18 protein-coding genes are annotated in these 26,647 nt (G+C 36.6%); 10 read left to right on the top strand and 8 right to left on the bottom strand.

The window, feature by feature from the left end:
* Positions 1–192: 192 nt before the first annotated feature.
* Both VB264_RS19635 and VB264_RS19630 read right to left on the bottom strand, forming a co-directional pair.
* A complete protein-coding gene (locus tag VB264_RS19635) occupies positions 193–1,383 on the bottom strand; it encodes a DUF418 domain-containing protein (RefSeq protein WP_323252144.1) in 1,191 nt (396 codons plus the stop codon).
* 539 nt (positions 1,384–1,922) lie between these two features.
* Positions 1,923–3,182 carry a DUF418 domain-containing protein gene (locus VB264_RS19630; RefSeq protein ID WP_323252142.1) on the bottom strand — a complete coding sequence of 420 codons (1,260 nt, stop codon included), beginning with the start codon at positions 3,180–3,182 and terminating at the stop codon, positions 1,923–1,925.
* Between the two features lie 405 nt (positions 3,183–3,587).
* On the opposite strand from VB264_RS19630, the gene VB264_RS19625 reads away from it, so the two are divergent.
* Positions 3,588–7,445 (top strand): pyruvate carboxylase, encoded by a 3,858-nt coding sequence (locus tag VB264_RS19625; protein WP_323252140.1) that lies wholly within the window; start codon positions 3,588–3,590, stop codon positions 7,443–7,445.
* 274 nt (positions 7,446–7,719) lie between these two features.
* Positions 7,720–8,169 carry a copper resistance protein NlpE N-terminal domain-containing protein gene (locus VB264_RS19620; RefSeq protein WP_323252138.1) on the top strand — a complete coding sequence of 150 codons (450 nt, stop codon included), beginning with the start codon at positions 7,720–7,722 and terminating at the stop codon, positions 8,167–8,169.
* A gap of 85 nt (positions 8,170–8,254) precedes the next feature.
* Here the strand turns inward: VB264_RS19620 and VB264_RS19615 are convergent, their stop codons facing one another.
* Positions 8,255–8,638, bottom strand: coding sequence for a hypothetical protein (locus tag VB264_RS19615; RefSeq protein ID WP_323252136.1), 384 nt, complete (start codon positions 8,636–8,638; stop codon positions 8,255–8,257).
* Positions 8,635–9,027, bottom strand: a complete 393-nt coding sequence (locus VB264_RS19610; protein WP_309923518.1) for a HEPN domain-containing protein — start codon at positions 9,025–9,027, stop codon at positions 8,635–8,637. Before VB264_RS19610 ends, VB264_RS19615 begins: the two co-directional genes overlap by 4 nt.
* A gap of 846 nt (positions 9,028–9,873) precedes the next feature.
* Here VB264_RS19610 and VB264_RS19605 point away from each other — a divergent pair.
* The 3 genes from VB264_RS19605 (at position 9,874) to VB264_RS19595 (ending at position 14,749) form a co-directional block, all read left to right on the top strand.
* The gene (locus tag VB264_RS19605) at positions 9,874–10,263 is read left to right on the top strand and encodes a BlaI/MecI/CopY family transcriptional regulator (protein ID WP_309923508.1); all 390 of its coding nucleotides are present in this window, start codon (positions 9,874–9,876) and stop codon (positions 10,261–10,263) included.
* Position 10,264: 1 nt separating this feature from the next.
* Positions 10,265–11,905 carry a M56 family metallopeptidase gene (locus tag VB264_RS19600; protein WP_323252132.1) on the top strand — a complete coding sequence of 547 codons (1,641 nt, stop codon included), beginning with the start codon at positions 10,265–10,267 and terminating at the stop codon, positions 11,903–11,905.
* Positions 11,906–12,334: 429 nt separating this feature from the next.
* Positions 12,335–14,749 carry an outer membrane beta-barrel family protein gene (locus tag VB264_RS19595; RefSeq protein ID WP_323252129.1) on the top strand — a complete coding sequence of 805 codons (2,415 nt, stop codon included), beginning with the start codon at positions 12,335–12,337 and terminating at the stop codon, positions 14,747–14,749.
* 388 nt (positions 14,750–15,137) lie between these two features.
* On the opposite strand, the gene VB264_RS19590 is transcribed toward VB264_RS19595, so the two are convergent.
* The 3 genes from VB264_RS19590 to VB264_RS19580 all read right to left on the bottom strand — a co-directional run bounded on the left by VB264_RS19590 (position 15,138) and on the right by VB264_RS19580 (position 17,758).
* Positions 15,138–16,040 (bottom strand): hypothetical protein, encoded by a 903-nt coding sequence (locus tag VB264_RS19590; protein WP_323252127.1) that lies wholly within the window; start codon positions 16,038–16,040, stop codon positions 15,138–15,140.
* 421 nt (positions 16,041–16,461) lie between these two features.
* Positions 16,462–16,797 carry a hypothetical protein gene (locus VB264_RS19585; protein WP_323252125.1) on the bottom strand — a complete coding sequence of 112 codons (336 nt, stop codon included), beginning with the start codon at positions 16,795–16,797 and terminating at the stop codon, positions 16,462–16,464.
* Positions 16,798–16,900: 103 nt separating this feature from the next.
* Positions 16,901–17,758, bottom strand: coding sequence for an alpha/beta hydrolase (locus VB264_RS19580; protein WP_323252123.1), 858 nt, complete (start codon positions 17,756–17,758; stop codon positions 16,901–16,903).
* A gap of 598 nt (positions 17,759–18,356) precedes the next feature.
* On the opposite strand from VB264_RS19580, the gene VB264_RS19575 reads away from it, so the two are divergent.
* The 4 genes from VB264_RS19575 (at position 18,357) to VB264_RS19560 (ending at position 20,933) form a co-directional block, all read left to right on the top strand.
* On the top strand, positions 18,357–18,740 hold the full coding sequence (locus VB264_RS19575; RefSeq protein WP_309923496.1) for a hypothetical protein: 384 nt from the start codon (positions 18,357–18,359) through the stop codon (positions 18,738–18,740).
* Between the two features lie 100 nt (positions 18,741–18,840).
* Positions 18,841–19,182 (top strand): hypothetical protein, encoded by a 342-nt coding sequence (locus VB264_RS19570; RefSeq protein WP_309923494.1) that lies wholly within the window; start codon positions 18,841–18,843, stop codon positions 19,180–19,182.
* Positions 19,183–19,392: 210 nt separating this feature from the next.
* A complete protein-coding gene (locus VB264_RS19565) occupies positions 19,393–20,403 on the top strand; it encodes a threonine aldolase family protein (RefSeq protein ID WP_323252121.1) in 1,011 nt (336 codons plus the stop codon).
* A 74-nt stretch (positions 20,404–20,477) separates the two neighbouring features.
* Positions 20,478–20,933 carry a DUF1801 domain-containing protein gene (locus VB264_RS19560; RefSeq protein ID WP_323252119.1) on the top strand — a complete coding sequence of 152 codons (456 nt, stop codon included), beginning with the start codon at positions 20,478–20,480 and terminating at the stop codon, positions 20,931–20,933.
* A 124-nt stretch (positions 20,934–21,057) separates the two neighbouring features.
* Here VB264_RS19560 and VB264_RS19555 read toward each other — a convergent pair whose 3' ends face one another.
* Positions 21,058–21,483: a lipocalin family protein gene (locus tag VB264_RS19555; RefSeq protein ID WP_323252117.1), complete on the bottom strand. Its 426-nt coding sequence runs from the start codon at positions 21,481–21,483 to the stop codon at positions 21,058–21,060.
* Positions 21,484–22,299: 816 nt separating this feature from the next.
* Here VB264_RS19555 and VB264_RS19550 point away from each other — a divergent pair.
* Complete coding sequence (locus VB264_RS19550; protein WP_323252115.1) at positions 22,300–26,382, top strand: hybrid sensor histidine kinase/response regulator; 4,083 nt, start codon at positions 22,300–22,302, stop codon at positions 26,380–26,382.
* The last annotated feature ends 265 nt before the right edge of the window (positions 26,383–26,647 follow it).

Genomic DNA, 26,647 nt, shown 5'->3' with positions numbered 1-26,647 from the left:
ACATAAGATTTTTTTGTTTCCGTGGCTGGTCTCCCGACCAGCCACGGAGGTAGTGTGGACTGGTCAGGAGACCAGCCACGGAGGTAGGTAGGGCATATAATATATAATCACTAAATCACCATTCACTAAATCACAACTCACTAACTCACTCAATCACTAACTCACAACTCACTAAATCACTCAATCACAACGCTACTGCCACTTAAAGTAAGTACCTGAACGCCAAAGCCATTCGGCGGGGCCGTATTTGAACCTACTCAGCCAAAGTCGGCTACAGATGATTTGTATTAGAAAAATCCCGATACCAATGACATAGCACCACGCTGGACTACATTCACCTGCCAAGCCAAAGCCTATACCGTAAAATAATAATATGCCAAAGGTACTTTGTAGTAGATAATTAGTAAGAGACGTTTTACCAATGGCAGATAGGTTGACTAAGACGATATCCATATACGTTTTTTCTAGCCATAACGAGCATGCCGTTATATAAAAAATAGTCATAGATAGTGCCTGATACGAAAACATAAATTTCTCTACAATAACAAACCAACTAGGCATCTTATGCACTACTTCGGGAGCATTCACGATGGCGATGATACTGAGCAAAAATAAATTGATGGTGATAGAAACCCACATGATATTCCTTATCAAACTTTTATTTTCTTTCAAATGCTCGAATACCTTTTTCTTACCAACCCAAAGACCTAATAAGAAAAACCCAAATGTGATAAATATCCTACCTGAATATAATTGATAATAAGCGGTAAGTTTCAGACTTTTAAAATTCTGGATGATTACTTCAGTATAGGTTCCTGTTTTCAAAGTATTGTAGCTTTGGGTGAGGTGGTCTGAGTTATGGCTTTTTACTTTTTGTTTTAATGCAACCATAGAATTTACGGGTGTACGGTTAAATATCACGATTTCCCTCAATAATACAGGCACATTCAAGATAAAAAACAAAATGACAATCCATAAAACTTTGTCAGAAGCATTTCTAAACAACATCATAAAAAAACCGAGGATGGCATAAATCGCAAGGATGTCTCCTTTCCAATGGATATGATGTACAAAACCAATACAAAGCAAAATAACCAAACGCCACATAAATCGGGGAATAAAGTAAACGTCGGAATCTTTTTTATGCACGAATTGTAAGGCAAAGCCTACCCCAAAAAGGAAAGAGAAAATGGCGTAAAATTTACGAGCAACAAAAAAAGTATCGAAATAAAAAACCATGTTACTAGCAAAATCTGACTGGTATTTTTCTAAAACTTCCGTGGACAACGTGCCTCCATAAAACCAGCCACTAATGTGCGTAAGAATAATCCCCAACAGAGCGAATCCTCTGAGGGCATCAATCAATAAAATTCTTTGTTTCATTCTCTCTTTATTGTGTGTGTGTTAGCAAATATTTAAAAGTATAGCAATTTGTAATTCAGTATATTCAGCATAGCGTAATTACTCCATACATTATCTGGTTGGTATAGTCATGCTATTCGGGATGTTAAAACACACAGAAATACAGCGTTTTAAGTCCTAAAACGAGCAATTATTAAATAAATTGAGAAGAATATCTAAACCTAAACAAAGGATTAATTAAAACCGAAAACTATGTAGGTAGTAGTTCAGCATTAACCTAATACCAACAGCAAGTTATTCAGTATATTTTAAAAGCACGCACAAAGTTTAAACAAAGTTTTTAATAGTTGTGTATTGTTATTGAGTACAAAAATTTCATTTTTTAAAAATATGGCACTTAACCCTTTTTCAATACGGTGAGCCTTTTTTTCTTTCAGAAAAGTATTTTCATAGCAAACCCTTATATCCATACGTTAGAAAACGGACATAAATCAATAGCCTGCAACTTTTTCTGAAACAGAAACAGCTACAGGCTAAATATGGTGTATTAGTGAATATTATTATTTAGCTACTACTGATTTAGTAATATTTTTTGGTGATGAAATTCGTAATGTTTGCCAACTCATATAGGTAGCCGAACGCCATAGCCATTCCATGGGGCCATAATTGTATTTACTTAGCCACCATTTGCTGTACATTACTTGGAAAACAAAAACAAGTATCGCTATCAAGTAGCACCACGCTGGGCTAATGTCACCAGCCCAACCTAAGCCAATACTATAGAAAAGTAAAACGCCTATCAAACTCTGCATCAGATAATTGGTCATCGCCATTTTGCCTACTATTGCCAACGAATCTGCTACAAATTCCATTTGTTTTAAATTCAATAGATAAAATAAAGCAGAAATATAGACAATCGTAGTTAAGAGGGCTTTTAGTAACATCAAAAAGTTGTGGACAATAGTAGGGATAACATTCCATCCTTCTACGCTTTGTTCAAAACTCATTGTTTTCAATAGCCAATAACATACGCCTACCATCAGCATAGCTCCAAACATTATCTTGGTAGCATAAGGTCTAAATGATAAAAGGTTTTTTAAATAGCCTCCTCTACCTACTAAAAAGCCAAATAACATCAAACCGAAAGTGACAAATACCCTACTGGTATTCCATTGATAGTCTAGTTTACTTTTCAGCCCATTAGCATTTTGTAAGATTATTTCGGTATAGCTTCCACGCTTCAAGGTTTCAAAGCTTTTTAGATAATCATCATTGATATGTACATTACCAAGCATCGTGTTGTTGCCCATTATGCTTTTGGGTTCATCCTCAAACAAGGGTGCTAGCTCATGAATAAAGCTTGGCAAAATTAGGCTTAAAAACAACCCTCCTATTATTAGATACCTGTTAGTGGCTTTACGGAACAAAATCAGGAACAAACCCAGAAAGGCATAAACGCCCAGTACATCGCCGTTCCAATGAAGATGATGAATCAAACCAATGATAAATAATAACACTAATCGCCAAACAAACATTGGTATAAATTTATTATCAGCTAACACTTTCTCTGATAACTGAATACCAAAACTTACTCCAAACAAAAACGAGAAGATAGTATAGAATTTTCCGACAATAAAAAAACTGTTAAACATACCCACCAATATACTAGCGGTGTCGTGGTTGTATTTTTGCATGACTGTTTCTGGAATAATACTCAATACAAACCAAGTACGAGTATGCGTTAGTAACATACCCAACAAGGCAAAACCCCTAAGTGTATCAACATACTGAATCCTTTTTTTGGCGGCGTCTAATTTCATCAACAAAAAATTATAGTTTTTCCAAAATATTTAACAAACATAATTATTTTTTTAAAAGGTTAACTATAATTTTATGATAAAGGTATCTGTAGCCAAAAAAGCAGTAGATGGCAACTATTTTATCAGAAAATGACTTTTATCATGTTTATTTTAAAAGAATATTATTGGCGAGTCTTTTTCAAAATAGTACCTAAACGCAACAAAATTGTAACTTTCTAATATACGCCAAATTTTCTTGTGCATATGTAAGAAAATACCCAATTTATTTTTGATTTTTGTATGATTTAATATGTTTTTGTTTCGTAGATTATAATTTCTTAATAATTATCAATAAGTTATGATTTCTACAAGACAGTGACGATTCAATTAAGCAATTACCAGTAACCGACAACCAATCTCTGAAATATGGCTCAGCCTTACGTCCAAAAAATCAACAGTCTCTTGGTAGCCAATCGTGGTGAGATAGCTATCCGTATTATGCGTGCTGCCTCTGAACTAGGTATTCGCACCGTTGCCGTTTATACGTTCGAAGACCGTTATTCTCTTCACCGATACAAAGCCGACGAGGCTTATCAAATCGGGAAAGATGACGAACCATTAAAGCCTTATTTGGATATTGAGGGAATCATTCAGCTTTGTAAGGAAAAGAATGTGGACGCAATTCACCCGGGATATGGCTTTCTTTCTGAAAACGTTACGCTGGCACGTCGTTGCCGTGAAGAAGGTATCAAATTTATTGGTCCCTCGCCCGAAGCCATGGATGCCCTTGGTGACAAAGTAGCTGCTAAAGTGGCTGCCAAGAAAGCGCAGGTGCCGATGATTGAAGATTCGAAGGAGGATTTAATCAATTATGATATCGCCCTTTCGGAAGCACGTAAAATTGGATTCCCCGTAATGGTAAAAGCGGCTGCTGGTGGTGGCGGACGAGGAATGCGTGTAGTACGTGAAGAAGAATCTTTAGAAAAAGCATTCAGCGAAGCAAAAAACGAAGCAAAAAATGCATTTGGTGACGATACTATTTTTATCGAAAAATTTATCGACCAACCAAAACACATTGAAGTACAATTGTTGGGCGACCAACACGGAAACCTTGTTCACCTTTACGAACGTGATTGTTCGGTTCAACGTCGTTTCCAAAAGGTGGTTGAAGTAGCCCCTTCTTTTGGTTTGAAAGAAGAAACTCGTCAGAAATTATACCAATATGCTTTATCGATCGGTAAAGCCGTCAACTATTATAATGCTGGTACCGTAGAATTCTTGGTGGATAAAGACGAAAACATATTCTTTATCGAAGTGAACCCACGTATTCAGGTAGAGCATACTATTACAGAAGAAGTAACGGGGATTGATATCGTAAGAACGCAAATCTTGATTGCCCAAAACTACAAGCTTTCAGATAGCAATATCTTTATCTTGAAACAAGAAGATATTCCGTTGAATGGTTATGCTATTCAATGTCGTATCACTACGGAAGACCCTGCTAATGGTTTCAAACCAGACTTCGGGACGATTATCGCTTACCGTAATGCGGCAGGTTTTGGTATTCGTTTGGATGAAGGGTCGTCGTATCCAGGGGTAAAAATTTCACCTTACTTCGACTCGATGTTGGTGAAAGTATCTGCCCGTGGTAGAACCCTAAAAGGAGCGTCAGAACGTCTTTCTCGTGCTTTGACTGAGTTCCGTATCCGTGGGGTAAAGACCAATATTCCATTCCTTAAAAACGTAATTACGCACCCTGTTTTCCAAAAAGGAAAATGCGTAGTACAGTTTATCGACTCGCATCCTGAATTATTTGACTTTAAGACTTCAAGAGACCGCTCAACGAAAGTATTGCGTTACCTTGGTGATGTAGTAGTAAATGGTAATCCAGATGTAAAAGTTAAAAACGAACGTACTTTCCGTACGCCAGTAGTACCATCGTTCAATCCTTTCTCTGAATACCCAGCAGGCAACAAGCAATTGTTGGATTCGATGGGTGCTGACAAATTCAGCCAGTATATCAAAGAACAAAAGCAGATTTTATATACCGATACTACTTTCAGAGACGGTCACCAATCGTTATTAGCGACCCGTGTACGTACCAAAGATATGGTAGCGGTGGCAGAAAGCTATGCTAAAAGCTTCCCTCAATTGTTTTCAATGGAAGTTTGGGGTGGAGCTACTTTCGATGTTGCGATGCGTTTCTTGAACGAATCTCCTTGGAAACGTCTTGAAGAGTTCCGCGAAGCTATGCCGAATATGCTTTTGCAAATGCTTTTCCGTGGTTCAAATGCAGTAGGGTACTCTGCATATCCAGATAATTTGATTGAGAAATTCGTAGAAAAATCTGCTGCAACGGGTATTGATGTCTTCCGTATTTTCGACTCACTGAACTGGGTAGAGGCCATGAAGGTTTCTATCAAAGCCGTTCGCGAGCGTACTAATGCCATTGCCGAAGCGTCTATCTGTTATACAGGCGATGTATTTACCAACGAAAAATATTCATTACAGTATTACCTAGATATGGCTCGTCAGTTAGAAGACGAAGGTGCGCATATCTTGGCGATTAAAGACATGGCTGGTTTGTTAAGACCTTACCAAGCACAGCTATTGGTAACGGAATTAAAGAAAGCCCTTTCGATTCCAGTTCATTTACACACACACGATACTGCATCAATTCAGGCGGCTACTTATTTAAAAGCCATTGAAGCAGGTGTGGATATTGTTGACTGTTCTTTAGGTTCAATGTCGGGCTTAACGGCACAACCGAACTTCAACTCTATCGTGGCGATGATGCAGGGCAACGAGCGTGAATGCCCAATCAACTTGCCTTTATTGAACCAATATTCTAATTATTGGGAAGATATTCGTCAGCTATACTATCCATTTGAGTCTGAACTAAAAGCAGGTACTGCGGAGGTTTATGACAATGAGATTCCAGGTGGACAGTACACCAACTTGCGTGGTCAGGCCATTGCGCTGGGTGTGGGCGATAAGTTTGAATTGATGAAGAGCAATTATATTGAAGCCAACAAATTGTTTGGTGATATTGTAAAAGTAACGCCTTCATCAAAAGTAGTAGGCGATATGGCTATCTTTATGACAGCCAATTCATTAACTGCTGAAGACGTATATGCTAAAGGTGCAACGCTTTCTTTCCCTGAGTCTGTCAAAGATTTCTTCAAAGGTGGGTTAGGTCAGCCTTATTTAGGCTTCCCGAAACAATTACAGGAGATTATCTTAAAAGGCGAAGTACCATTGACTTCTCGTCCGAATGATACCATCCCTCCTATCGACTTCGGTAAGGATATGGAAGATTTCAAGGCTAAATTCCCTGAAAGCGAGCAAATAGAATTGGATTATCTTTCATACAAAATGTATCCGAAAGTATATGAAGACTACTATAAAGCACAGCAAATTTATGGTGAAGTATCGTTGATACCAACGCCTGCATTCTTGTATGGTTTAAAACCTGACGAAGAGATTTTGATTAACATCGATGAAGGGAAAACCATCATTGTAAAATACTTGTACCAATCTGAACCAGATGAATCTGGACTTCGTGCTGTTACGTTTGAATTGAACGGACAAGCTCGTAGAATTAAGGTGCTAGACAAGAATATCAAAGTAGTACGTCCACAGCACATCAAGGCTACTAGTAAAGGTGATATAGGTGCGCCATTGCAAGGTCGTTTGAGCAGAATATTGGTAAAACCAGGCGACGAAGTGAAGAAAAATGCTCCGTTGTATGTTATCGAGGCCATGAAAATGGAATCTATCGTTTCGTCTCCATTTGAAGGTATCGTTTCAAAAGTAGTATTGAACGAAGGAACTGTAGTAGAACAAGAGGATTTAGTATTGGCAGTTGAAGAAGCTACATTACCAGAGCCTGATAAAGAGGAATTCTTGTTTGTATATGGAACCCTTAGAAAAGACTTCGGTAATGAATTACACAAGCTAATCACGCGTAATTCTGAATTTATCGGCATGGCTACTTATCAAGGAAAAATGTATAATATCGGCGAGTATCCGGGTATTGTACCATCTGAAGATGAAAGTAGCAAAGTAGTGGGTGAATTATACAAACTATCGAATTCGATAAGATTAATCAGAATCTTGGATGAATACGAAGAGTTTTATCCAGAAAACATCGCTGAAAGTGTATTCGTTAGAAAATCTATTTCAGTAAGCATTGATGGTAAAGATTATGAATCTTATTCATACCTATACAATCGCCCGACGGATGGTTTAGCAGAAATTACTAGCGGTAATTTTTTAGCGTAATATCGCTGATAAAATAATATATAAATAGCCTCGGAGCAATCTGAGGCTATTTTTTTAATTAGTTAATTAGCGAGTTAGTGATTGAGTGATTTTATATTTTACCTCTCAGGCAGTCGCTCGTATTTTACGAGTGACGAATATTGTCAGCCCTCTGGGCAAAGTTGGGAATAGTTCAATTTTTTCTACTTTACTCATTGTGGTTTATAAAACTACTGTTACTTCAGTCCAGCATCTTAGATGCGGACTAGCAACAATTCAAAACTATACTTATACAATGAAACTCATCTTTCAAATAATCATTTTACTGGCTTTTAGTCAGTATATACATGCTCAAAAAAACAGTCCATTAATAGGTAATTGGCTTGATTATGACATTGAATGTCCAGACATTATCACATTTCATAACAATGGCAAATACTTTATTTCAAACGAGTGTTATGAAACAGAAACAGAGAAATTTTATGAATCTGGTACTTGGGCTATTGATTTGAAGAAAAAAATACTTGTTCTTAAAAATAGGGTTTTTACTACTAATGTGTATTATTGTCTTGATTCTACTTCAATGTTAACAATTAAAGCCGTTAATATAACCAATGGAACATTAAAAGGTAAATGTAATGGACACCCCTTAACTCAATATAAAATACCTCATAAAAAAGCTTTCCTTAAAAGTCCTATTTGGATAAAACGATTGCCTTTTTATTATTCAAACTCCAAGGATTAATTTATGCGCTTGTTCCCAACTAGCCCAGAGGGCTGATAATAGTCGTCACTCGTAAGATACGAGGACTGCATGAGCTCTAATAATATTACGCTAATTGTTTTTGGCTTGCAGAGGTTATGATAAAAGCATGCTTGATAGATAATCCAAAAAACGTATAATCTTTTATTTCTATAGCACCATGCTCAATATGAAATGTGTTCTGAATCATAGGAAGTTCAGGATTATCTTCATCAATAATTACAATTTTTGAAATATTCACTATCTCTGTTACATCTAAACTTCTCTGAACGTATCCTGCCACATATTGCATAACTTCCCACTTGTTATGCTTAATCCAATCAGCCGCTACCACTATATCCCATTTATCTATTGCATCCTCTCTTAGGAATAAAGCAAAGAATTCAAAGTCTCCTTTTTCTTTAGAGATTTCCTGTTCAATTTTTGAAAATTTTTCAATAAGATTCTTCATAACATTTGTATTAATCTTTTTGTACTATCAATCATCCCTTGTGCTGTTTTAGCATCAATAATGGTGTTGTTATAACGACTTTCTGGATTCCAGTTATTAACAGTAGACCAATCTGCCATGTGACTACTTTTAATTAAGATTTCCTTTCCAGTAAACGCTAGCAAATCATCCAGTGAATGGGTTTTTAAGCTTTTCTTAGACTCAAATTCTTTTCCAGTATTAGGAAAACCAGACCAATTCAAGACATTACATATACTATGTTTTAATGCAATTTCTACTGCATAACCACATAAATAATAAGAACCATTAAATCTGCCACCATCATACAGTACTTGTGCATCCTCAATTCGCTCTGTATAAAGGTTAATCAAATCTTGTTTACTAATCATAATATAAGCTTAATTTTAAAGAATCTAAGTGTATTATGCATACAACGCATATTAAAAATACTATTATCTAATAGTGTTAACTATCTATCACAACGCAAGATTTACAATAAAAATTACTACATATATGTAGAATATGCAAGCAAAATTGTATAAAACGCTAACACTACGCATACTTAACGTAATATTATATTACACGAAACAGAGATAGGCTTTTAAATATCGATAATAATTGAGTTATTGCCCACCAGCCCAGAGGGCTGATAATAGTCGTCACTCGTAAGATACGAGTGACTGCACGAGGGTTAAGTCCCTTTCTATTAGCGGGTGACTTAAGTCCTAATGATTACCCACATCTTTTAAAAAGTTAAAATAAGGATGTGATTATTGATAAAATGGGTTCAAATGGGCTTAAATCGTCCTTCAAACCGAGCTTTGGTCGTCTCTTGTCATAGCCTGACTACGTGAATTTTTATCACTAGCGAGGGACTTAAGTCCCTCGCTAGAGATAAGGGCTTCAACGCTTGGTTTTAAAGACTATTTATGTGCATTTAAGCTAATTTGATCAATAATAACATTTCTATTTCAACTTTTTAAAAGATGTGGGTAATCAGTAGGACTTAAGTCCCTCGCTAGTGATAAAAATATGACTATCAATTACTTATGGATATGTGGGTAATCAGTAGGACTTAAGTCACTCGCTAATAGAAAAAAGGTTACTTTCTACTCCCTCCGAAACGTTACTGATACAGGAATCAGCATGAGATTAAACCTCTCCAAGAAAAAGGTAGAAAAAAAATCCTACCTTTTTCTTGCACGGTAGGAAAAAATTTCTACCTTTGTTTTGTCATGAATAAAAAAGAAGAACATAAGCTGGTAGAGCCTACCAAATCTGAACTAGAAATACTGCAAGTACTCTGGGAAATTGGTCCTGCAACTGTACGGGCAGTTAACGACGAACTGGTAAAACAGAAAGACGTAAACTATGCGACAACCCTAAAATTTATGCAACTGATGGCGGAAAAGGGAATGCTTATCAGAGATGAAAGTCAGATGAAACATATTTACCGAGTGGCCGAGGAGGAACAAAAAACCAAATCGTACTTACTAGAAAAATTTGTGGATTCGATGTATAAAGGTTCGGCAAGTAAACTGGTTTTACAGCTACTTGGTAACAAAAAGAATTCGCAACAAGAGCTACAGGAGATTAAAGACATCATCAAAAAACTAGAGGAGTAACATGGAAAATTTCACTGTCGCTTTAGGGAATACGCTGATAAACTCGCTTTGGGAAGGGGTAATACTAGCAATATTTACAGCCCTCATTATTGTGTTTACACGAAAATACAGCGCTACTGCACGTTATAACTTATTAGTAGCCAATATGTTATTGTTTGTATCGGTTATTCTTATTACTTTTTGTTATGAATTGGGCAGTAATACCCTTAGTCATACACTCAAGCAATTGGCAGTGCCTCTCGCACAAGGAATCAATACAAGTACTCAACAATCAACCACTGGCAGTGATGTATTCCAAACGATTCAGTTTTACATTGGGTCGCATACCCAAACGATAGTACTTATTTGGTTTCTGATTGTACTGATGCGTTGCCTTCAACTAGCGAGTGGATTACATGAGCTTTACCATTTACGCCGTAATAACCTTTTTGCTGTTGATGAAGTTTGGGCAAAACGTGTAGCTACCTTAGCCAATTGCCTAGGCATCAACCAAATGGTGGGCATTGCTGAATCTAGCTTAACCAAAGTACCGATGGTAATTGGTCACCTAAAACCCCTTATCCTAGTGCCTGTGGGGTTGATGGCTACTTTAACACCCGCAGAAATAGAAGCAATATTGGTGCATGAATTGGCACATATTAGGCGTAGAGATTACCTTGTGAATTTGTTACAGAACTTGCTTGAGATTTTCTTTTTTTTCAATCCTGCGGTGCTATGGTTATCTTCGGCAATTCGGGCAGAAAGAGAGAATTGTTGCGATGATATTGCCTTGGCACAAACCAGCAGTAAGGTAGATTATATCCGTGCCTTGGTATCTTGCCAAGAATATCAATTAGAAGCGCCAGCCTATGCAATGGCTTTCCCCGGAAAACGTAGTCAGTTGATGGATCGGGTAAAACGCATGGCATCAGGGAATAATCAATCGCTTAATTTCAGAGAAAAGTCAATCCTATTTGTTGCTTTGTTAACTACGGGGTTATTAACTGCTGCCTTTACCAATGCTAAAGAAATAGCACATTTGGCTGTAGAAACGAAAGTAGCATTCAGTCAGGCTGTAACAGTAACAACTACAACTGAACAAACTACTACCTCATCAAAGCCAGTTGTTCACCAAGCAAAGGAAAAAGTATATAGCACATCGTTAGTGCCGAAAGGGGTAAAAGAGTTAGCAGAAACTACCTTGAGTAAACACAAGCAAATGGCTTTAGCAGACTCGATAAAGCAAAGCAAGATGGTATCTTTAAAACCTTTGTCTGCTAATCAGCAGACTCTTGCTCCGTTGAATAATAAGCTAGGGACTTACAAACCATATAAGGCTGAATATAAGCCATATACCACCCAATATGATAACAAGAAGTCTGATATTGGTGCAGCGGTAACGGATGATTTGATTAAAGATAAATTAATCAATGCTGATGATAAAAACACATCTTTTAAACTCAGTGATTCCGAGCTGATTGTCAATGGGGTTCGTCAGCCAGAAGAGATTTTCAAACGCTATAAAGACAAGTTTGTACCACCCCAAACTGAAGGTAAAAAAGGCACTTGGACGCTCTATAGCAATTATGTTACTACTACCACCACCAGCAATGTTTTAATCGTTTGGAATCAAAATAATCATCATAATGTGTGGGTGATTTAAAGAGAGTGAAGTTTTAAGCGCTTACTTTGTTAACCTTTTTTAAGTAAACATGATACCATCATTTTCTATTAGCGGGTGACTTAAGTCCTAATGATTACCCACAAGTATATAATTAATTGATAATCAAAGTATAACAACCTCATCCCCCAGCCCCTTCTCCTTCAGAGAAGGGGAGCAGACCTTGGCACTTAGAGCTCCCCTCTCTGAAGGAGAGGGGTTGGGGGTGAGGTTTGAAGGACGAATTAAGCCCATTTAAACCAATTTTATCAATAACCACATTTCCATTTCAACTTTTTAAAAGATGTGGGTAATCAATAAGACTTAAGTCACCCGCTAATAGGAAGGGCTTGCGCTTAAAAAGTGCTATAATGCTGTGACGAGCTTTTTTATCTCTTTTACACAAACTAATAATTTTTAACACTAAATCTTATGAAATTAAAATTCGTGACTTTTTTAGTCGCCTGCCTTTTTATTGCCTCTATTTCGCTAACAGCACAAACGATAAGCGGGAAAATAAGCGATGCCACTCAAAAGCCCCTTGAAGGTGCCAGTGTATATTTAATGCAAGATGCTATCTTGGTAAAAACGGCACTCGCGGATGCAGAGGGACGCTTTTTGTTTGATAAACTAAAGGAGGGCAATTACCGCATTAATATTACCATGATTGGTTTTGCTTCATACAAAAGTGAATTATTGAAGCCCGATGCCGTGGTGACGATTGTATTGCAACCTGTTAGCAAAGAATTGAATGAAGTAGTAGTTACTACTAAAAAGCAATTTGTAGAACAAAAAATTGACCGCACAGTAATAAACGTTGATGCCCTAATTAGCAATGCTGGCTCTACGGCACTAGATGTGTTGGAGAAATCTCCGGGGGTGACGGTAGAGCAAAACGGTGTAATTAGCCTAAAAGGGAAAGGCGGTGTAAAGATTTTTATTGACGACAAACCTACTTATTTATCAGGGGCTGATTTAGAAAATTATCTGCGGTCGCTGTCGTCTGCTACCGTCGACCAGATAGAACTTATGAGCAACCCACCTGCCAAATACGATGCAGCAGGGAATGGTGGCGTAATTAATATTCGCCTAAAACGGAACAAGGCTAAAGGTTTTAACGGAGGTATCAACGTTAGCTATATTCAAGGGAAATATAGTAAAACCAACAATGGGCTTAATTTTACGTATCGCAACAATAACATTAACGTATTTGGCAATGTTAGTTTTAATGTTGCCAATGGCTTTAGTGATTTGGATATTAATCGTCATTTCTTTGATGAGGATGGACATCCTACTTCCGATTTCCTTCAAAACTCATTCATTCGCCGAATCTCAACGAGCAATAACGTAAAGCTTGGATTTGACTATTATTTAGGCAAAAAAGACATTTTCGGGATGGTGATTAACGGACTAAGTAACGTAGGCGATGTTAATACCTTAAATAAAAGCCGTTTGTTTAATGTTTCGGGCATCCTGGATTCTACGATTGTGGCAGTGAATAAAGAAAATAGAAACTTCAAAAATGGAGGTATCAATTTTAATTATCGCCACCAATACAATGATAAAGGAAGAGAATTAACCGCTGACCTTGATTACCTCCGCTATCAAACTCGTAGTAAGCAGTCGTTTGATAATACTGGTTACTTGCTTGATAACAGCGTAAGCAGTCACGATTTATTGACGGGTAACTTGCCCTCTAACATCAATATCTGGTCAGCCAAAACAGATTATACTCATCCCCTAAGCAATGGTGTAAAGTTAGAAACAGGATTGAAATCGAGCTTTACGGAAACAGATAATATCGCCGATTATTTTTATACAGTTGATAACGTAACAACGCCAGATTATAACAAAACGAACCATTTTATTTATAAAGAGCAGATTAATGCAGGGTATCTAAACGCTAGTAAAGATTGGAAACGCTTTGCTGTGCAATTAGGGTTACGTTTTGAAAATACGGTTTCTAACGGACATCAACTGGGGAATATTCAAAAGCCTGATTCTACTTTTAAACGTAATTATAATGGACTCTTCCCTACTTTTTATATACAATACAAGCTGGATACAGCAGGCAATCAAACAATAGGATTTGATTATGGACGACGTATAGACCGCCCTTATTATGAAGACCTTAACCCATTTTTGTCGCCCTTAGATAAGTTTACTTATTATACTGGTAATCCGTTTTTAAGACCATCTTATACCGATAATTTAGAACTAACCCATACTTGGAAAAACATCACGACTACCTTAAGCTACAATAAAACCAAAGACGATGTAAACGAGACCATCGAGATTGTCAATGGTATTTATTACAGTCGACCAGGGAACTTAGGCACTGTTACTGTTAAGGGAATTAGTGTAGATGGTAGCTTTGATTTAACCAAATGGCTTAACTTTCACCTATTTGTGCGTGCCACCAATATCCATACTAATAGTACATTTTATACAGGTGCGCTCAATACACAGGGGACGTTCTATTTTATCCGTCCTATATTACAATTTAAACTCCAAAAAGGCTGGACAGCCCAGCTAGATGGAAGCTACCAAAGTAAGGTAACCAATGCACAGTTTATCGCTTCTTCAAGAGGGAGAGTAAACATGGCTGTTACCAAAAAACTTTCGCCGTCTGCCACGTTGAGTTTAGTAGGCAACGATTTATTCTATACCTTTAGAAATGCGGGAGAAATTAATAATTTAGCCAATACCAAAGCCAATTACTTGAATTTAAGTGATACCAGAACGGTTGTATTGTCGTTTAATTATCGTTTTGGTAAAGCCATTTCTAATTTACGCAAACATAACGCCAACGGTGCCGAAAGCGAACAGAATAGGGTTAAGAATTGATAGGATATTGGGGACTTTAGGACTGGTGGATTTTTAGCCTTATGTTGTTGGAAAAAAACACCAATAAAGGCTAAATATTTTCTATTAGCGGGTGACTTAAGTCCTAATGATTACCCACATCTTTTAAAAAAGTTGAAATGGAAATGTGGTTATTGATAAAATTGGTTTAAATAGGCTTAAATCGCCTTTCAAACCGAGCTTTGGTCGCCTCATGTCACAGCCTGACTACATGAAGCTCTTATCCCTAGCGAGGGACTTAAGTCCCTCGCTAGGGATAAATACCTTGATTATCAGTTATTTATATACTTATGGGTAATCAGTAGGACTTAAGTCACCCCCTAATAGAAATATTATTTGGTTATCTATTTTAGTTGACATATTGCTTAGACTATTTACTTATACTCATCATCCAATTAGCACAATCAGGAGCATCAACGATATTCCAACTATGAAAACCCCTCCCACGCGTAGTGATATATTCCACATTTTTATTGCCAATTTTCAACAGAAATTTATACAAGCTTTCTAAATCATAAGCATTAATGTCATCAATCTGTAAGTCTGTACAATAAGTTCTTCTGACAAAGTCTAAATCAGGTTCGGTGTATAATCTTATTGGAATACTTTTTAAATATTTTGCATTTCCTCCTTCACTATCGTTTGCTGAGTAAGAAGAGTGAATTAAATACTGTTCAGGTTTGGAATCAGGCGAGCCTCCTAAAGTATTTTCTAATATCCCTTTAATGGCGTATCCTTCTTTCATGATTAAACCTTTACATTGATAATTTATTCTTCTTAGTGCAGAGGCGTACAACCGTGTTAAATCAAGAGGTGGGTCAATTGTGAAAACACCTTTTAATATGTTTGAAGTATCTGATTTTACTAGGTACTCAGCATATCCAACAGCAACAGCTCCTCCCGATGAAAAGCCACCTATCATAAGGCTTAATACCTTATATTTATCGCACTGAGTTTTGCATATTTTGTCTAATTCCTTAATGGTGCTTTGGTCTGCGAATAATGAATTGTGAAGTTCAGGCGCTAAGATTAAATATCCATTGTTCGCCATAATTTGAGGAAGATTTGTCTTTTCAAAAATGCTTTTGGGGTTTTCTCCAGACCCAGGAAGTAATACAAGAACTCCTACAACTTTTGATTGCGGTTGCAATGCGTAATAAGTAAAAGACAGATTATCTACTTTATCTCTGTACTTTTCTATATTTTGTCCGATTAGGTTATTATAAAAGAGTAGCAGTAAAAAGCTATAAATAGCTGTTAGTTTTTTTTTCATGATAAGTTAGATTTAAAGGTTTATAGTACTTTTTTGTATGATTAAAGAATGCAGTTACAATTCCTCAGCTCGGAGTTGTATTTTTCACTACGTCGAAGTATCATGCCTTCTTTGAAGGCAACGACGAAAGATGATAGTTTATTTGAGTAAGCAATGTAACATTGCCCGACACTGTGACGTAGTGAAAACACTACGCCAAACGAGGTTTTTTTCATTATAGCTATATTTAAAGGTTTATAGTACTTTTTTGTATAATTGAAGAATACATTTACAATTCCTCAGCTCGGCATAGTGTTTTTCACTACGTCGGTGTGTCAGGCCTTCTTAGCAGGGAACGGCGAAAGATAATAATTTATCTGAGGAGGCAATGTAACATTGCACGACACTGTGACGTAGTGAAAACACACGCCAAGCAAGAGCGTTAAAATATATTTCTTAGTTCATCTGCACGTTCAAGAATATCTTTCCATCTTGAAGATGTTTTTACATAATGAATATCCCACTCATTAGACTCCTGTATTTCAAAAATAAAATCCCTTAAAATCATACTTTTTCCCATTTTAAGTTCGCTTATTAATCCCGCTTGAAATAGTCTCTCAACACTTTCTTTCTCAAAAAAAGAATTAACCCCTATGTCAAATTCTTCAAAAAGATGATAGCTGATGCATTCATCATCCTCTTGAAGCAAAAAACTTCCACAATGCTCTAGCGTCTCTAAGTAAAAGTCATTCAATTCGTTTATTGATATTTTGTCCATATTAGTCAAACATATTTATAATTTTTGCTTTATCCCTCGCTCGGCGTAGTGTTTTCTATTAGCGGGTGACTTGAGTCACCCGCTAATAGAAAATATCATTTTGTTATCGCTTCCCATCTCCATGAATCCACTGTAAGCCATTCACCATTGCCTGATGACCAATGGTAGCATGATTTTCCAGTGGTAGATAGTCTAGATAAACCTTTACTGTTTTACTTTTCGTGTTTTTAATTTTCTCGGCTAATAAATTGGCATCTACTTCCATGACACGTGGTGGTACTGTGGGTGTAAGTCCCTCTTTGCCTACACCAATATAAACTTCGGTTTTCTGCAAAAAAGTAGGTTGCAACAATGCGGACGGCACAGTAAGTAACGAACCATTATCCCACCAAATACTCGGACTAACAATAATATACTTATTAAAAAGCGTTGGCTGTTTTAGCAAAATTTCAGTCGCCAATAATCCCCCTAACGATTGTCCAATAATGGTTTTATTGTTATTGGTTTTGTATTTTTTTTGAATAAAGGGTTGTAGCTCTTTTTCAATAAATCCTATAAATTTATCGGAATGCCCAGAGGTAGGATTTTTCTTTTTGTCTGCTTCAATGGTAGTAGGAAACGTAAAATCCCTCCTCCTATCAACCGTGGCGATACCCACTACTATAGATTTAGGAACACGGCTTACCCATTCAAAATTATTGAACTGAAATATTCCAGCTACATGGATAAAATCTTCATCAGCCGAGCCATCTAGCAGGTAAGTAACGGGATAGGTAACTGTGTCATTCTTGCTATAACCTTCTGGTAGGTAAATATTTAAAATCCTTTTCTCTGCTAACTCCTTTGAGTAAACCTCATCAATCACGCCTAATATAAACGGTTTAGCATTATTAGTTTTGTCAGCTTGAGCGAATGCCTGAATGGTAAAGCATGTAAAGAGTATGGTAATAATTAATTTCATGATGGATGTTGTGTATGTAATGAAGTTTTGTAGCAATTTAGTAAGCTTTACGCCTTTTTTCATCAAGTGATGTTAATGAAACTGTTTAAATTTTCCATTTCGGGTTAAACTAAGTCTTTTAGAATAGCTTGTTCCAAAATTTACTCAACGTAGCGATGCTATGCTTCGCAAATTTTGAAAAAATCAATTCAAAAATACAATACTTTCTCCTCAGAAACCGAAAATTTAAACAGCTTCAATAAAAGACTTACTAAATGTAGAAAAATAGTTTAGATATAAATAATGTTTCAATAAGGGTTGGAAACGCTAACCGCAAGTGTTACCACTACTGTTTTATCATAAGATAAAATACGCATAATAAATTTTGTAAAATAAATTAAGATTTGGTTTGGGGATTATATCGGAAAGTAGTAGGTTGTGAAGAAATTTATTTTGTATTCCCTATAGCTTTATAAATACACAAACAACATTAAAAGTAAAACACCAGATAAGTATGATAACACCTTCTTTCTCCAAAAAACCTTTTCTTTTAATTTTTGTGATAATTATCTGTCTTACAACGTTTTCATGCCATTCAAGCGAAAAATCAGAAACTCAGATGGCAAATATCGACAGCTTAGTAATTGGTCCCGAAGTCCACGACACATTGAGTGTTGAGCAAATGACAAAAATCAAGAAAATTTTCACTACGTTTTCAGAAGTAAACCCAAGTACGCTGGAAGAAACGATATCAAATTTCAAAAGAGACTTAAACCCCGACAATGAGATAGAGATTTGGTTGAATATGGCAAGTACCTATGAGAACTTTGTTTCGACAAGACCATCCAAACTTGACCATGACAAAAAAAAAGAGGTCTATAAATTGATTTTAATTCGTTCAATGATGTCGGCTGATGAAGCAATAAGTCAAGCAAAACTAACACTTTTGAATGACAACGAAATAAAAGAAATATTGGATAATTACGATAAGCCCAAACAATAATCTGAGAAGTATACAGTATCAATATCTTATTACGAAATCAAAAAAACTATACGTTTATAATCATTATAACATCTAACTATTATTTACAAAATTAACTGTCATGGAAGGAAATCTACTTGAACAAAAAAAATTAATTTATGATTGTAAGCAAATTGCAATGCAATTGATTATTAATGAAGAAAGGTCTATTTACGAAGTTATTAATATTTTAAAAGAACGTGGTCTTGACGAAGAGACAGCAACCACCATTGTCGATAATATTGAAAAATGGCAAGCAAAACAAAATAGAAAGGTAGGTATAAAAAACATGATATGGGGAGCGATATGGCTTATTTTAGGACTGGGAGGAACATTCGCTAATATTGGCTTCATATTCTATGGAGCAATTATTTCTGGAATAATTCAATGCTATGTTGGTTTTGAAAGATATAACAAAAGCTAATTTATAAATCCCCTCTTTTGGTAAAGGTGATTGTTTTATCAGCTTTTATGCCAATTATGTTGTTAAAAAACCTACAAAATTGGCATAAATAGCTACCGCAGTCACCCGTTTGAAACGAGCGACTGCGGTAATAAAAACCATTAAACCCTTCACTACTAAGTTACGCAATATCTATCTTTGCCCTTATTTCATCAAAAAACTATTTACAACATGACCATTGAATTAAGGAGTGATACTTTTACGAAACCTACACCTGCCATGTTGGAGGCAATGTTTACTGCGGAGGTCGGCGATGATGTTTTTGAAGACGACCCAACGGTTATTGCCCTTGAACAAAAAGCCGCTAATATGTTTGGGTATGAGGCAGCCTTGTTTTGTACTTCGGGTACCATGACCAACCAAATAGCGATTAACGTTCATGTGAAACAAGGCGACGAGGTAATTTGTGATGCCCTTTCGCATATTTACTTATATGAAGGTGGAGGCATCGCGGCCAACTCTTTAGCGTCTGTGAATTTGCTTGAAGGCGACAGGGGGCGGTTGAAGGCTTGGCAAATCAAGGAAGTAATTCAGCCTGATAATATCCATCATCCTATCTCAGCATTGGTTTCTTTGGAAAATACTGTCAACAAAGGTGGAGGGGCTTATTATCAATTGACTGATATTCAAGAGATAAAACAACTTTGTGTTGCCAATAATATTCCTTTACACCTAGATGGTGCAAGGATATTTAATGCTTTGGTAGAGACAGAGGAAAGTCCGCTAGAATATGGCAAAGTATTCGATTCTATGTCGGTTTGCTTATCTAAAGGACTAGGAACACCTATTGGCTCAGTACTTTTGGGAACGAAAGCCTTTATCAAAAAAGCTAAAAGAGTGCGTAAACGCTTGGGTGGTGGTTGGCGACAAGCTGGTTATCTGGCAGCGGCTGGCATTTATGCCCTTGACCATAATATTAATCGATTAAAAGAAGACCACGCTCGTGCCAGCATAATTGGTGAAACAATGGCGAAGTTACCTGAGGTGGAAAACGTTTTACCAGTAGATACTAATATTGTAATTCTGAATTTGAACCATAAAATTTTAGCGGCTGACTATGTTCAACAGCTAAATGCTAAAGGAATTCGTGCTACGACTTTTGGCAAACACCAAGTAAGGTTTGTAACTCATTTAGATTTTACGGACGACCATCTGACGGAGTTTCAGAAGAGAATTTTATAGTAAGATTAAGAGGCTTTTGTTTTCAAATAGCCTCTTTTTTTGTATATTTATGACGACTCAAAACTAGGTTATCTATGCAAAGCAATGCATTAACTCCCGACGAATACGTTGAACAGTTACCAGAAGACAGAAAACTAGCAATCAACGCATTACGAAAAGTAATTCTTGAAAATTTACCAGAGGGTTTTAGCGAAGTAATGAGCTACGGCATGATTGGATATGTAGTCCCCCATTCGCTTTATCCTGATGGCTACCACTGTGACCCATCGTTGCCTCTGCCCTTTCTGAATATTGCTTCACAAAAAAACTTTGTGGCGGTATATCACATGATGGTCTATTCAGACCCTACCTTGCATGAATGGTTTGTAGCTGAATATCCTAAATATACTAAAGCAAAACTAGATATGGGCAAAAGCTGTATACGCTTCAAAAAGGTAGACCAAATTCCCTATCAATTAATAGGCGAATTGGCTACGAAGGTGACTGTGGATGAATGGGTTAGTAGGTATGAAAAGAATTACAAACGATAAATAAAGTATTGAACAACTTATTTTTTCTATTAGTTGGTGACTTAAGTCACCAACTAATAGAAAAAAAAACTATCACTACCTCATCATCCAAGCGACTGACATTCCGTAGTTAGCACGACAGCTTTTATTTTTTGAAGGTAGCCTCAATAGGACTTCCGTTCGAACTAAGACCGCCCACCAATAACTCGCCAGTTAGCATCGAATACTTAAAATAAACACTACTATTGCTTGATGATTGTGTGGTGTTTGTGAAAGTATATGTATCGCCATTCTTAGCAATATCGAATGTCAAGGTACCTGACTTTGTAGTTTGTCCATTAGAATAGCTACTAAGCGTAGCATTTAACTTATTATTAGCCACCCTCGTTATAACCATATAAAGGGCTGGGTCTTTTATACCAACTAAGCTTATGGTATTCCCACTTCCCTTTAAGGTCGTTGCTGTCCATGTTCCTACAAAAATATCCGAAAAGTCGGGTGATACTGGTTCGTCTTTTTTACAACTTACAATAGTTAGTAGAACGATTAAAAATAAAGCAATTTTTCTCATGATATATGTGTTTTAAGTGTTTTCGTAAAACTATAATTTAGATAATCTTCAATATAAAATAGGATAATTACTATAAATAGGGCGTACTCAACCAAAGGATTGTACGTATTACTTTGCTGAATATTTCCAGTAATATTATTGTTAATTCGTTGCTGATAATTAGCATTTTATAAAGTTTAAAGAATTAAACTTTAACATGATTTAATGCCTTGAATTGTTTGTCCAATTTAACCTGACGATGCCTCTTTTATGATAAGAATTTGTAAAGAGAATGTTATAAAATACAAGATTTATATTGCCTATGTGTAGAACACCTATTTTATTAGGTGGCTTTATAAAAATTATATTTACAAGTAAATTACGAAAAAAACCTTAGGACAATAATATTTAGTCATCAATAATTCATTATTAAATAAATACACCTTTCGATGTAGTATATCGAACACATAATTCTTCTTTCAACCTACATATAGCGCTATTAATAAATCTCTAGTTATAGTTTTTTAGCAATATTCATCTACCTATTATACATCAGGCTGCTAATACTGTATAACATTTTTATTATATTTGACCCAAATCCTTATTCCTAATAATAATCGTATGTATAACATTTTACCATTATTATTACCAGACATTCTAAAACCTTTACTTCTTTAATTAATGAAAATGATGTGTCTTCTCACGTTTTCCAATACATATAATGCAAGCCGATTTTTAAAAAACCTGTTAGTAGTGTGCTTATTTTCCTTTTTAGGTTTTAAAGGGTTTGCACAAATATCTAGTTCACGTTTTAGGCATATCAGCAATGATCAAGGGTTGAGCAATACCTCTGTAAATTGTATTTTTCAAGGAAGTAGAGGGTTCTTGTGGTTTGGTACACGTGACGGCTTAAATAAATACGACGGTGTAAAAATTACTGTCTTTAAAAATGATGAAAACAATCCAACCTCTATTAGCGACAATTTTATCAGATGTATCTATGAGAGTTCAGACCAAAAAGTGTGGATAGGGACATCGGGAGGACTCAATTGTTTTGACCCTGTAACCAATAAATTTACTCATTTCAAACACGCTGACAACAATCACAAATCCTTGTCTTCTAATGTTATCACGGGTATCACTGAGGATGCTACAGGAAAAAACCTTTGGATTAGTACAATAGATAACGGCTTAGAATTATTTAATATTAAAACCCAAGAGGTACAACATTTTAAACAAGCCAGTAGTGATGTTGAGCTAAATAAGATTAACTGTATTTTAAAAGATAAGAATAGTCGATTGTGGTTAGGTACACAACGTGGACTAGTGGAATTTGACACCAAATCGTACAAATTCAATGCACTCCTTTCTACTAAAAACAATGCGATTAATGCCATAGAGGAAGATAATAGCGGCAATATTTTGTTGGGAACTGATAATGCGGGGATGATAAGTTATAACCCTGCTAAAAACAATTTACAAGGCTACAATCACCTACCCGACCTTCCATATATTCCTAATAATTATATGGTATTGAGCTTGTTAGCTGATGACAAAGGAAATATTTGGATAGGGACTATCAACAATGGATTGATTTTGTATAAACCATCGACCCAAAAGTTTTATAATTATTACCCAAAACCAGAGTCTCCATCGAGCCTTTCAAACAGTACGGTATCGGCAATGTTTGAGGATAAACAAGGGAATTTATGGATTGGTATGCACCGCGGAGGGGTAGATTTATATGCTCCTGGTGTTGATAAATTCAAACTATTTAGAAAAACCAACGAAGCAACTTCTATAAGTTTTAATGATGTAAAGGCTTTTTATCAGGATAAAGATAATGATATTTGGGTAGGTACGGATGGCGGTGGGCTGAACTTGTTTAATCCTAAAACAGAGAAATTCAAACATTATGTATATGACAAAAACAACCCTAAAAGCTTGTCATCCAATGCGGTACAGACCATCGCAGAAGATGCTCAGGGGAATTTGTGGATAGGTACATGGGGTAGTGGCATAAGTGTGCTTAATAAAACTAAGGGCATTTTTACACATTTCAAAAATGACCCTAAAGTGCAAGGTTCGCTCAGTTCAAATTTCCTGCAAGATATGCACCTAGACAGCAAAGGGAATTTTTGGATTGCTACTTATTATGGAGGGATTAATTTATGGGATGCTAAAACACGTACGTTTAAGCGAATAATCGCTGGGAAAAACAATACTTCTTCGTTTTCGGGCAATAATGTCGTTTCAATTGGGGAAGACCACGACGGTAATATATGGTTTGGGACAGACGACGGTGGACTAAATCGCTATAACCTAGCAAGTGGGGTATTCTCACATTATTTCAATGAACCCAATACAAAGACTGACGCTAGGGTAATTTTTGTTGATAAAAAAGGCACAGTGTGGGTCGGGATGAAGGGGCTGTACAAATTCGATAAGGCGAGGAATAAGTTCAGCTTTATCAATACTAGAACGGATATAGACCACAATTTTGTGAAGGGAATCTTGGAAGACAACCTTCATAATTTATGGATTTCTACGTCTAATGGTTTGATTGAACTCAACCCCAAATCTTTATCAAGTAGATCATTCAATACGCGCGATGGGCTACAAAACATGGAATTTGAAGCCAATGCCTACCTACAAACCAAAGAAGGACAAATGATTTTTGGGGGTATTAAAGGTATGAATATGTTTTATCCTGCTGAGATAAAAGTAAACAAATATGTTCCGCCTGTATTCATCACCAGCTTCTTGTTGTCAAACCAACCGATGCTTAGTTCTGATACTTCGTCTATTGGCTTAACGAAGGATATTGGCTATACAGACAAAATAAAGTTGAACCACAAACAATCGTCTATTAGTTTTAATTTTGCAGCCCTCAATTATGTATATCCTGATAGAAATCAGTACTCGTATATCCTAGAGGGACTAGACGAACAATGGTCTCCGCCAAGTACTGAACGGCGGGCTGTTTATAACAACTTATCGCCTGGTCATTATACTTTCAAAGTAATTGGTTCTAACAACAATGGTGTCTGGAATCATCATGCCCAATCTATTGATATTATCATTAGCCCGCCATTCTGGGATAATCTTTGGCTGAGGGTTGTTGCCATTATTCTTATTTTGTTGGGGGTACACAAGTTCTATACTCACCGCCTCAACAAGTCTAACAAACAGAAATTAGAGCTTGAAAAGCTTGTAAAAGAGCGTACTACACAGCTTAGTGAGCTGAACGATGAGCTATTTGTTAAGTCGGAAGAGCTAGCCCTTCAAGCTGAAAATTTGCTGGAACTCAACACAGAACTTACAGCACAAAAAGAGCAAGAACAACAAGCCAGAGAGGAAGCCGAAAAAGCTAATCAAGCCAAAAGTGTGTTTTTGGCAACGATGAGCCACGAAATCAGAACGCCGCTGAATGGCGTAATTGGGATGGCGTCATTACTCACCCAAACCAAACTAGACAACGAGCAACAGGAATATACCGATAATATCATCACCTGTGGCGAAAGCCTGTTAAGTGTTATCAACGATATTTTAGATTTTTCTAAGATAGAATCTGGTAAGATGGACATAGAGAAGGAAAGCTACGACCTCCGCAGTACGATAGAGGATGTGATGGATATATTTGCCCACCGAACGGCACAAATGGGCATTGACCTTATTTATGAAATCAATCAGGATGTACCATTGCATATCATTGGCGATTCGCCGAAGTTAAAGCAAATCTTGATTAACCTGATTAATAACGCTGTTAAGTTTACCACTAAAGGTGAAATATTTGTGAAGGTGTACCTCCTCGAAAAACCTACCAACAATGAAGATGTTACCATTGGTTTTAGTGTAAAAGACACGGGTATAGGTATTCCGAAAGAAAAAATAGGGAAGCTATTCAAGGCATTTTCGCAGGTAGATTCCTCTACTACCCGTAAATATGGTGGTACGGGCTTGGGGCTTGCAATTTGTACTCGCTTAATAGAATTAATGGGTGGTAAAGTTTCTGTAAAAAGTGAATATGGCAAAGGGTCTGTATTTAGTTTTAGTATCGTCACGCAGGTGAGCAATATTATTCCAATGATTACTAATCAATGCGACCTCAATACAATGAGTGGGGCTGTCGTATTGGTGATAGATGATAACCAGACGAACCTAACGATTCTGAAGAAACAACTACAAAACTGGAACCTGATACCAGTGCTAGCATCGTCTGGAAAAGAAGGACTGGAGATATTTAATACCAACAAGCGTATTCAGCTAGTGATTACTGACATGGAAATGCCTGAGATGGATGGTATTGCTTTGGCTAAAGCTATCAAGGCGATTGATGCTAATATTCCGATTGTGATGCTTAGTTCTATTGGTGACGAAAGCAAGAAGAAATATCCAAACTTGTTTACTTCTATCCTTGTCAAGCCCGTAAAATTACAACATTTGTGTAGTGGTATTCAGTTTTCATTAAATGGACATATCAAAATGCCTCAAACAGAAAAACCATTCGGTGACCTAAACACCGATTTTGCCGAATCGTATCCTTTGTCAATCCTCGTTGCTGAGGATAATGCTGTAAACCAGAAACTAATAGCCAGAGTCTTAAACAAACTGGGCTATGCTTGTGATATTGTTGAGAACGGATTGTTAGTGCTGGAAAAGATAAAAGAAAAATCTTATGATGTAATATTAATGGATGTGCAAATGCCAGAAATGGATGGTTTTGAGGCCACTAGTATTATTAAAAGTCAGCCCGACCCACATCCCACCATCGTTGCCATGACGGCCAATGCCATGAGCGAAGACAGAGATATTTGTCTGCAAAAAGGCATGGACGATTACATAGCAAAGCCTATGAAGATAGAAGAGTTGATGAATGTATTGAAGAATGTCTTTTTGATTGCGACTAATAAGGAGTAGGATAGTTAGTGAATTGTGAGTTAGTGATTGAGTGATTGTTTAACGAATTGAGGCACACGCAGTCACTCGTATTTTACGAGTGACGCCTAGACCAACAAATTGAGCCTAAGCGACCCAGTAAAAACGCCAACAGGGCGAAAAATTCCTATTAGCAGGTGACTTAAGTCCTATCAATCACCCATAAGTGTATAAATGTCTGATAATCAAGACATTTATCCCTAGCGAGGGACTTAAGTCCCTCGCTAGGGATAAGAAATGGCTATGA

This window comes from Arcicella aquatica, from assembly GCF_034928825.1.
Classification (GTDB): Bacteria; Bacteroidota; Bacteroidia; order Cytophagales; family Spirosomataceae; genus Arcicella; species Arcicella aquatica.
This window is presented reverse-complemented; position numbering and strand designations above follow the sequence as displayed.

Bases quoted from the DNA above. Each gene is read 5' to 3' on its own strand.
- VB264_RS19565 (WP_323252121.1), top strand. From the start codon at position 19,393: ATGACCATTGAATTAAGGAGTGATACTTTTACGAAACCTACACCTGCC.
- VB264_RS19585 (WP_323252125.1), bottom strand. From the start codon at position 16,797: ATGGACAAAATATCAATAAACGAATTGAATGACTTTTACTTAGAGACG.
- VB264_RS19620 (WP_323252138.1), top strand. From the start codon at position 7,720: ATGAAACTCATCTTTCAAATAATCATTTTACTGGCTTTTAGTCAGTAT.
- VB264_RS19610 (WP_309923518.1), bottom strand. From the start codon at position 9,027: ATGATTAGTAAACAAGATTTGATTAACCTTTATACAGAGCGAATTGAG.
- VB264_RS19630 (WP_323252142.1), bottom strand. From the start codon at position 3,182: ATGAAATTAGACGCCGCCAAAAAAAGGATTCAGTATGTTGATACACTT.
- VB264_RS19580 (WP_323252123.1), bottom strand. From the start codon at position 17,758: ATGAAATTAATTATTACCATACTCTTTACATGCTTTACCATTCAGGCA.
- VB264_RS19635 (WP_323252144.1), bottom strand. From the start codon at position 1,383: ATGAAACAAAGAATTTTATTGATTGATGCCCTCAGAGGATTCGCTCTG.
- VB264_RS19555 (WP_323252117.1), bottom strand. From the start codon at position 21,483: ATGAGAAAAATTGCTTTATTTTTAATCGTTCTACTAACTATTGTAAGT.
- VB264_RS19560 (WP_323252119.1), top strand. From the start codon at position 20,478: ATGCAAAGCAATGCATTAACTCCCGACGAATACGTTGAACAGTTACCA.
- VB264_RS19570 (WP_309923494.1), top strand. From the start codon at position 18,841: ATGGAAGGAAATCTACTTGAACAAAAAAAATTAATTTATGATTGTAAG.
- VB264_RS19590 (WP_323252127.1), bottom strand. From the start codon at position 16,040: ATGAAAAAAAAACTAACAGCTATTTATAGCTTTTTACTGCTACTCTTT.
- VB264_RS19600 (WP_323252132.1), top strand. From the start codon at position 10,265: ATGGAAAATTTCACTGTCGCTTTAGGGAATACGCTGATAAACTCGCTT.
- VB264_RS19575 (WP_309923496.1), top strand. From the start codon at position 18,357: ATGGCAAATATCGACAGCTTAGTAATTGGTCCCGAAGTCCACGACACA.
- VB264_RS19615 (WP_323252136.1), bottom strand. From the start codon at position 8,638: ATGAAGAATCTTATTGAAAAATTTTCAAAAATTGAACAGGAAATCTCT.
- VB264_RS19605 (WP_309923508.1), top strand. From the start codon at position 9,874: ATGAATAAAAAAGAAGAACATAAGCTGGTAGAGCCTACCAAATCTGAA.
- VB264_RS19595 (WP_323252129.1), top strand. From the start codon at position 12,335: ATGAAATTAAAATTCGTGACTTTTTTAGTCGCCTGCCTTTTTATTGCC.
- VB264_RS19625 (WP_323252140.1), top strand. From the start codon at position 3,588: ATGGCTCAGCCTTACGTCCAAAAAATCAACAGTCTCTTGGTAGCCAAT.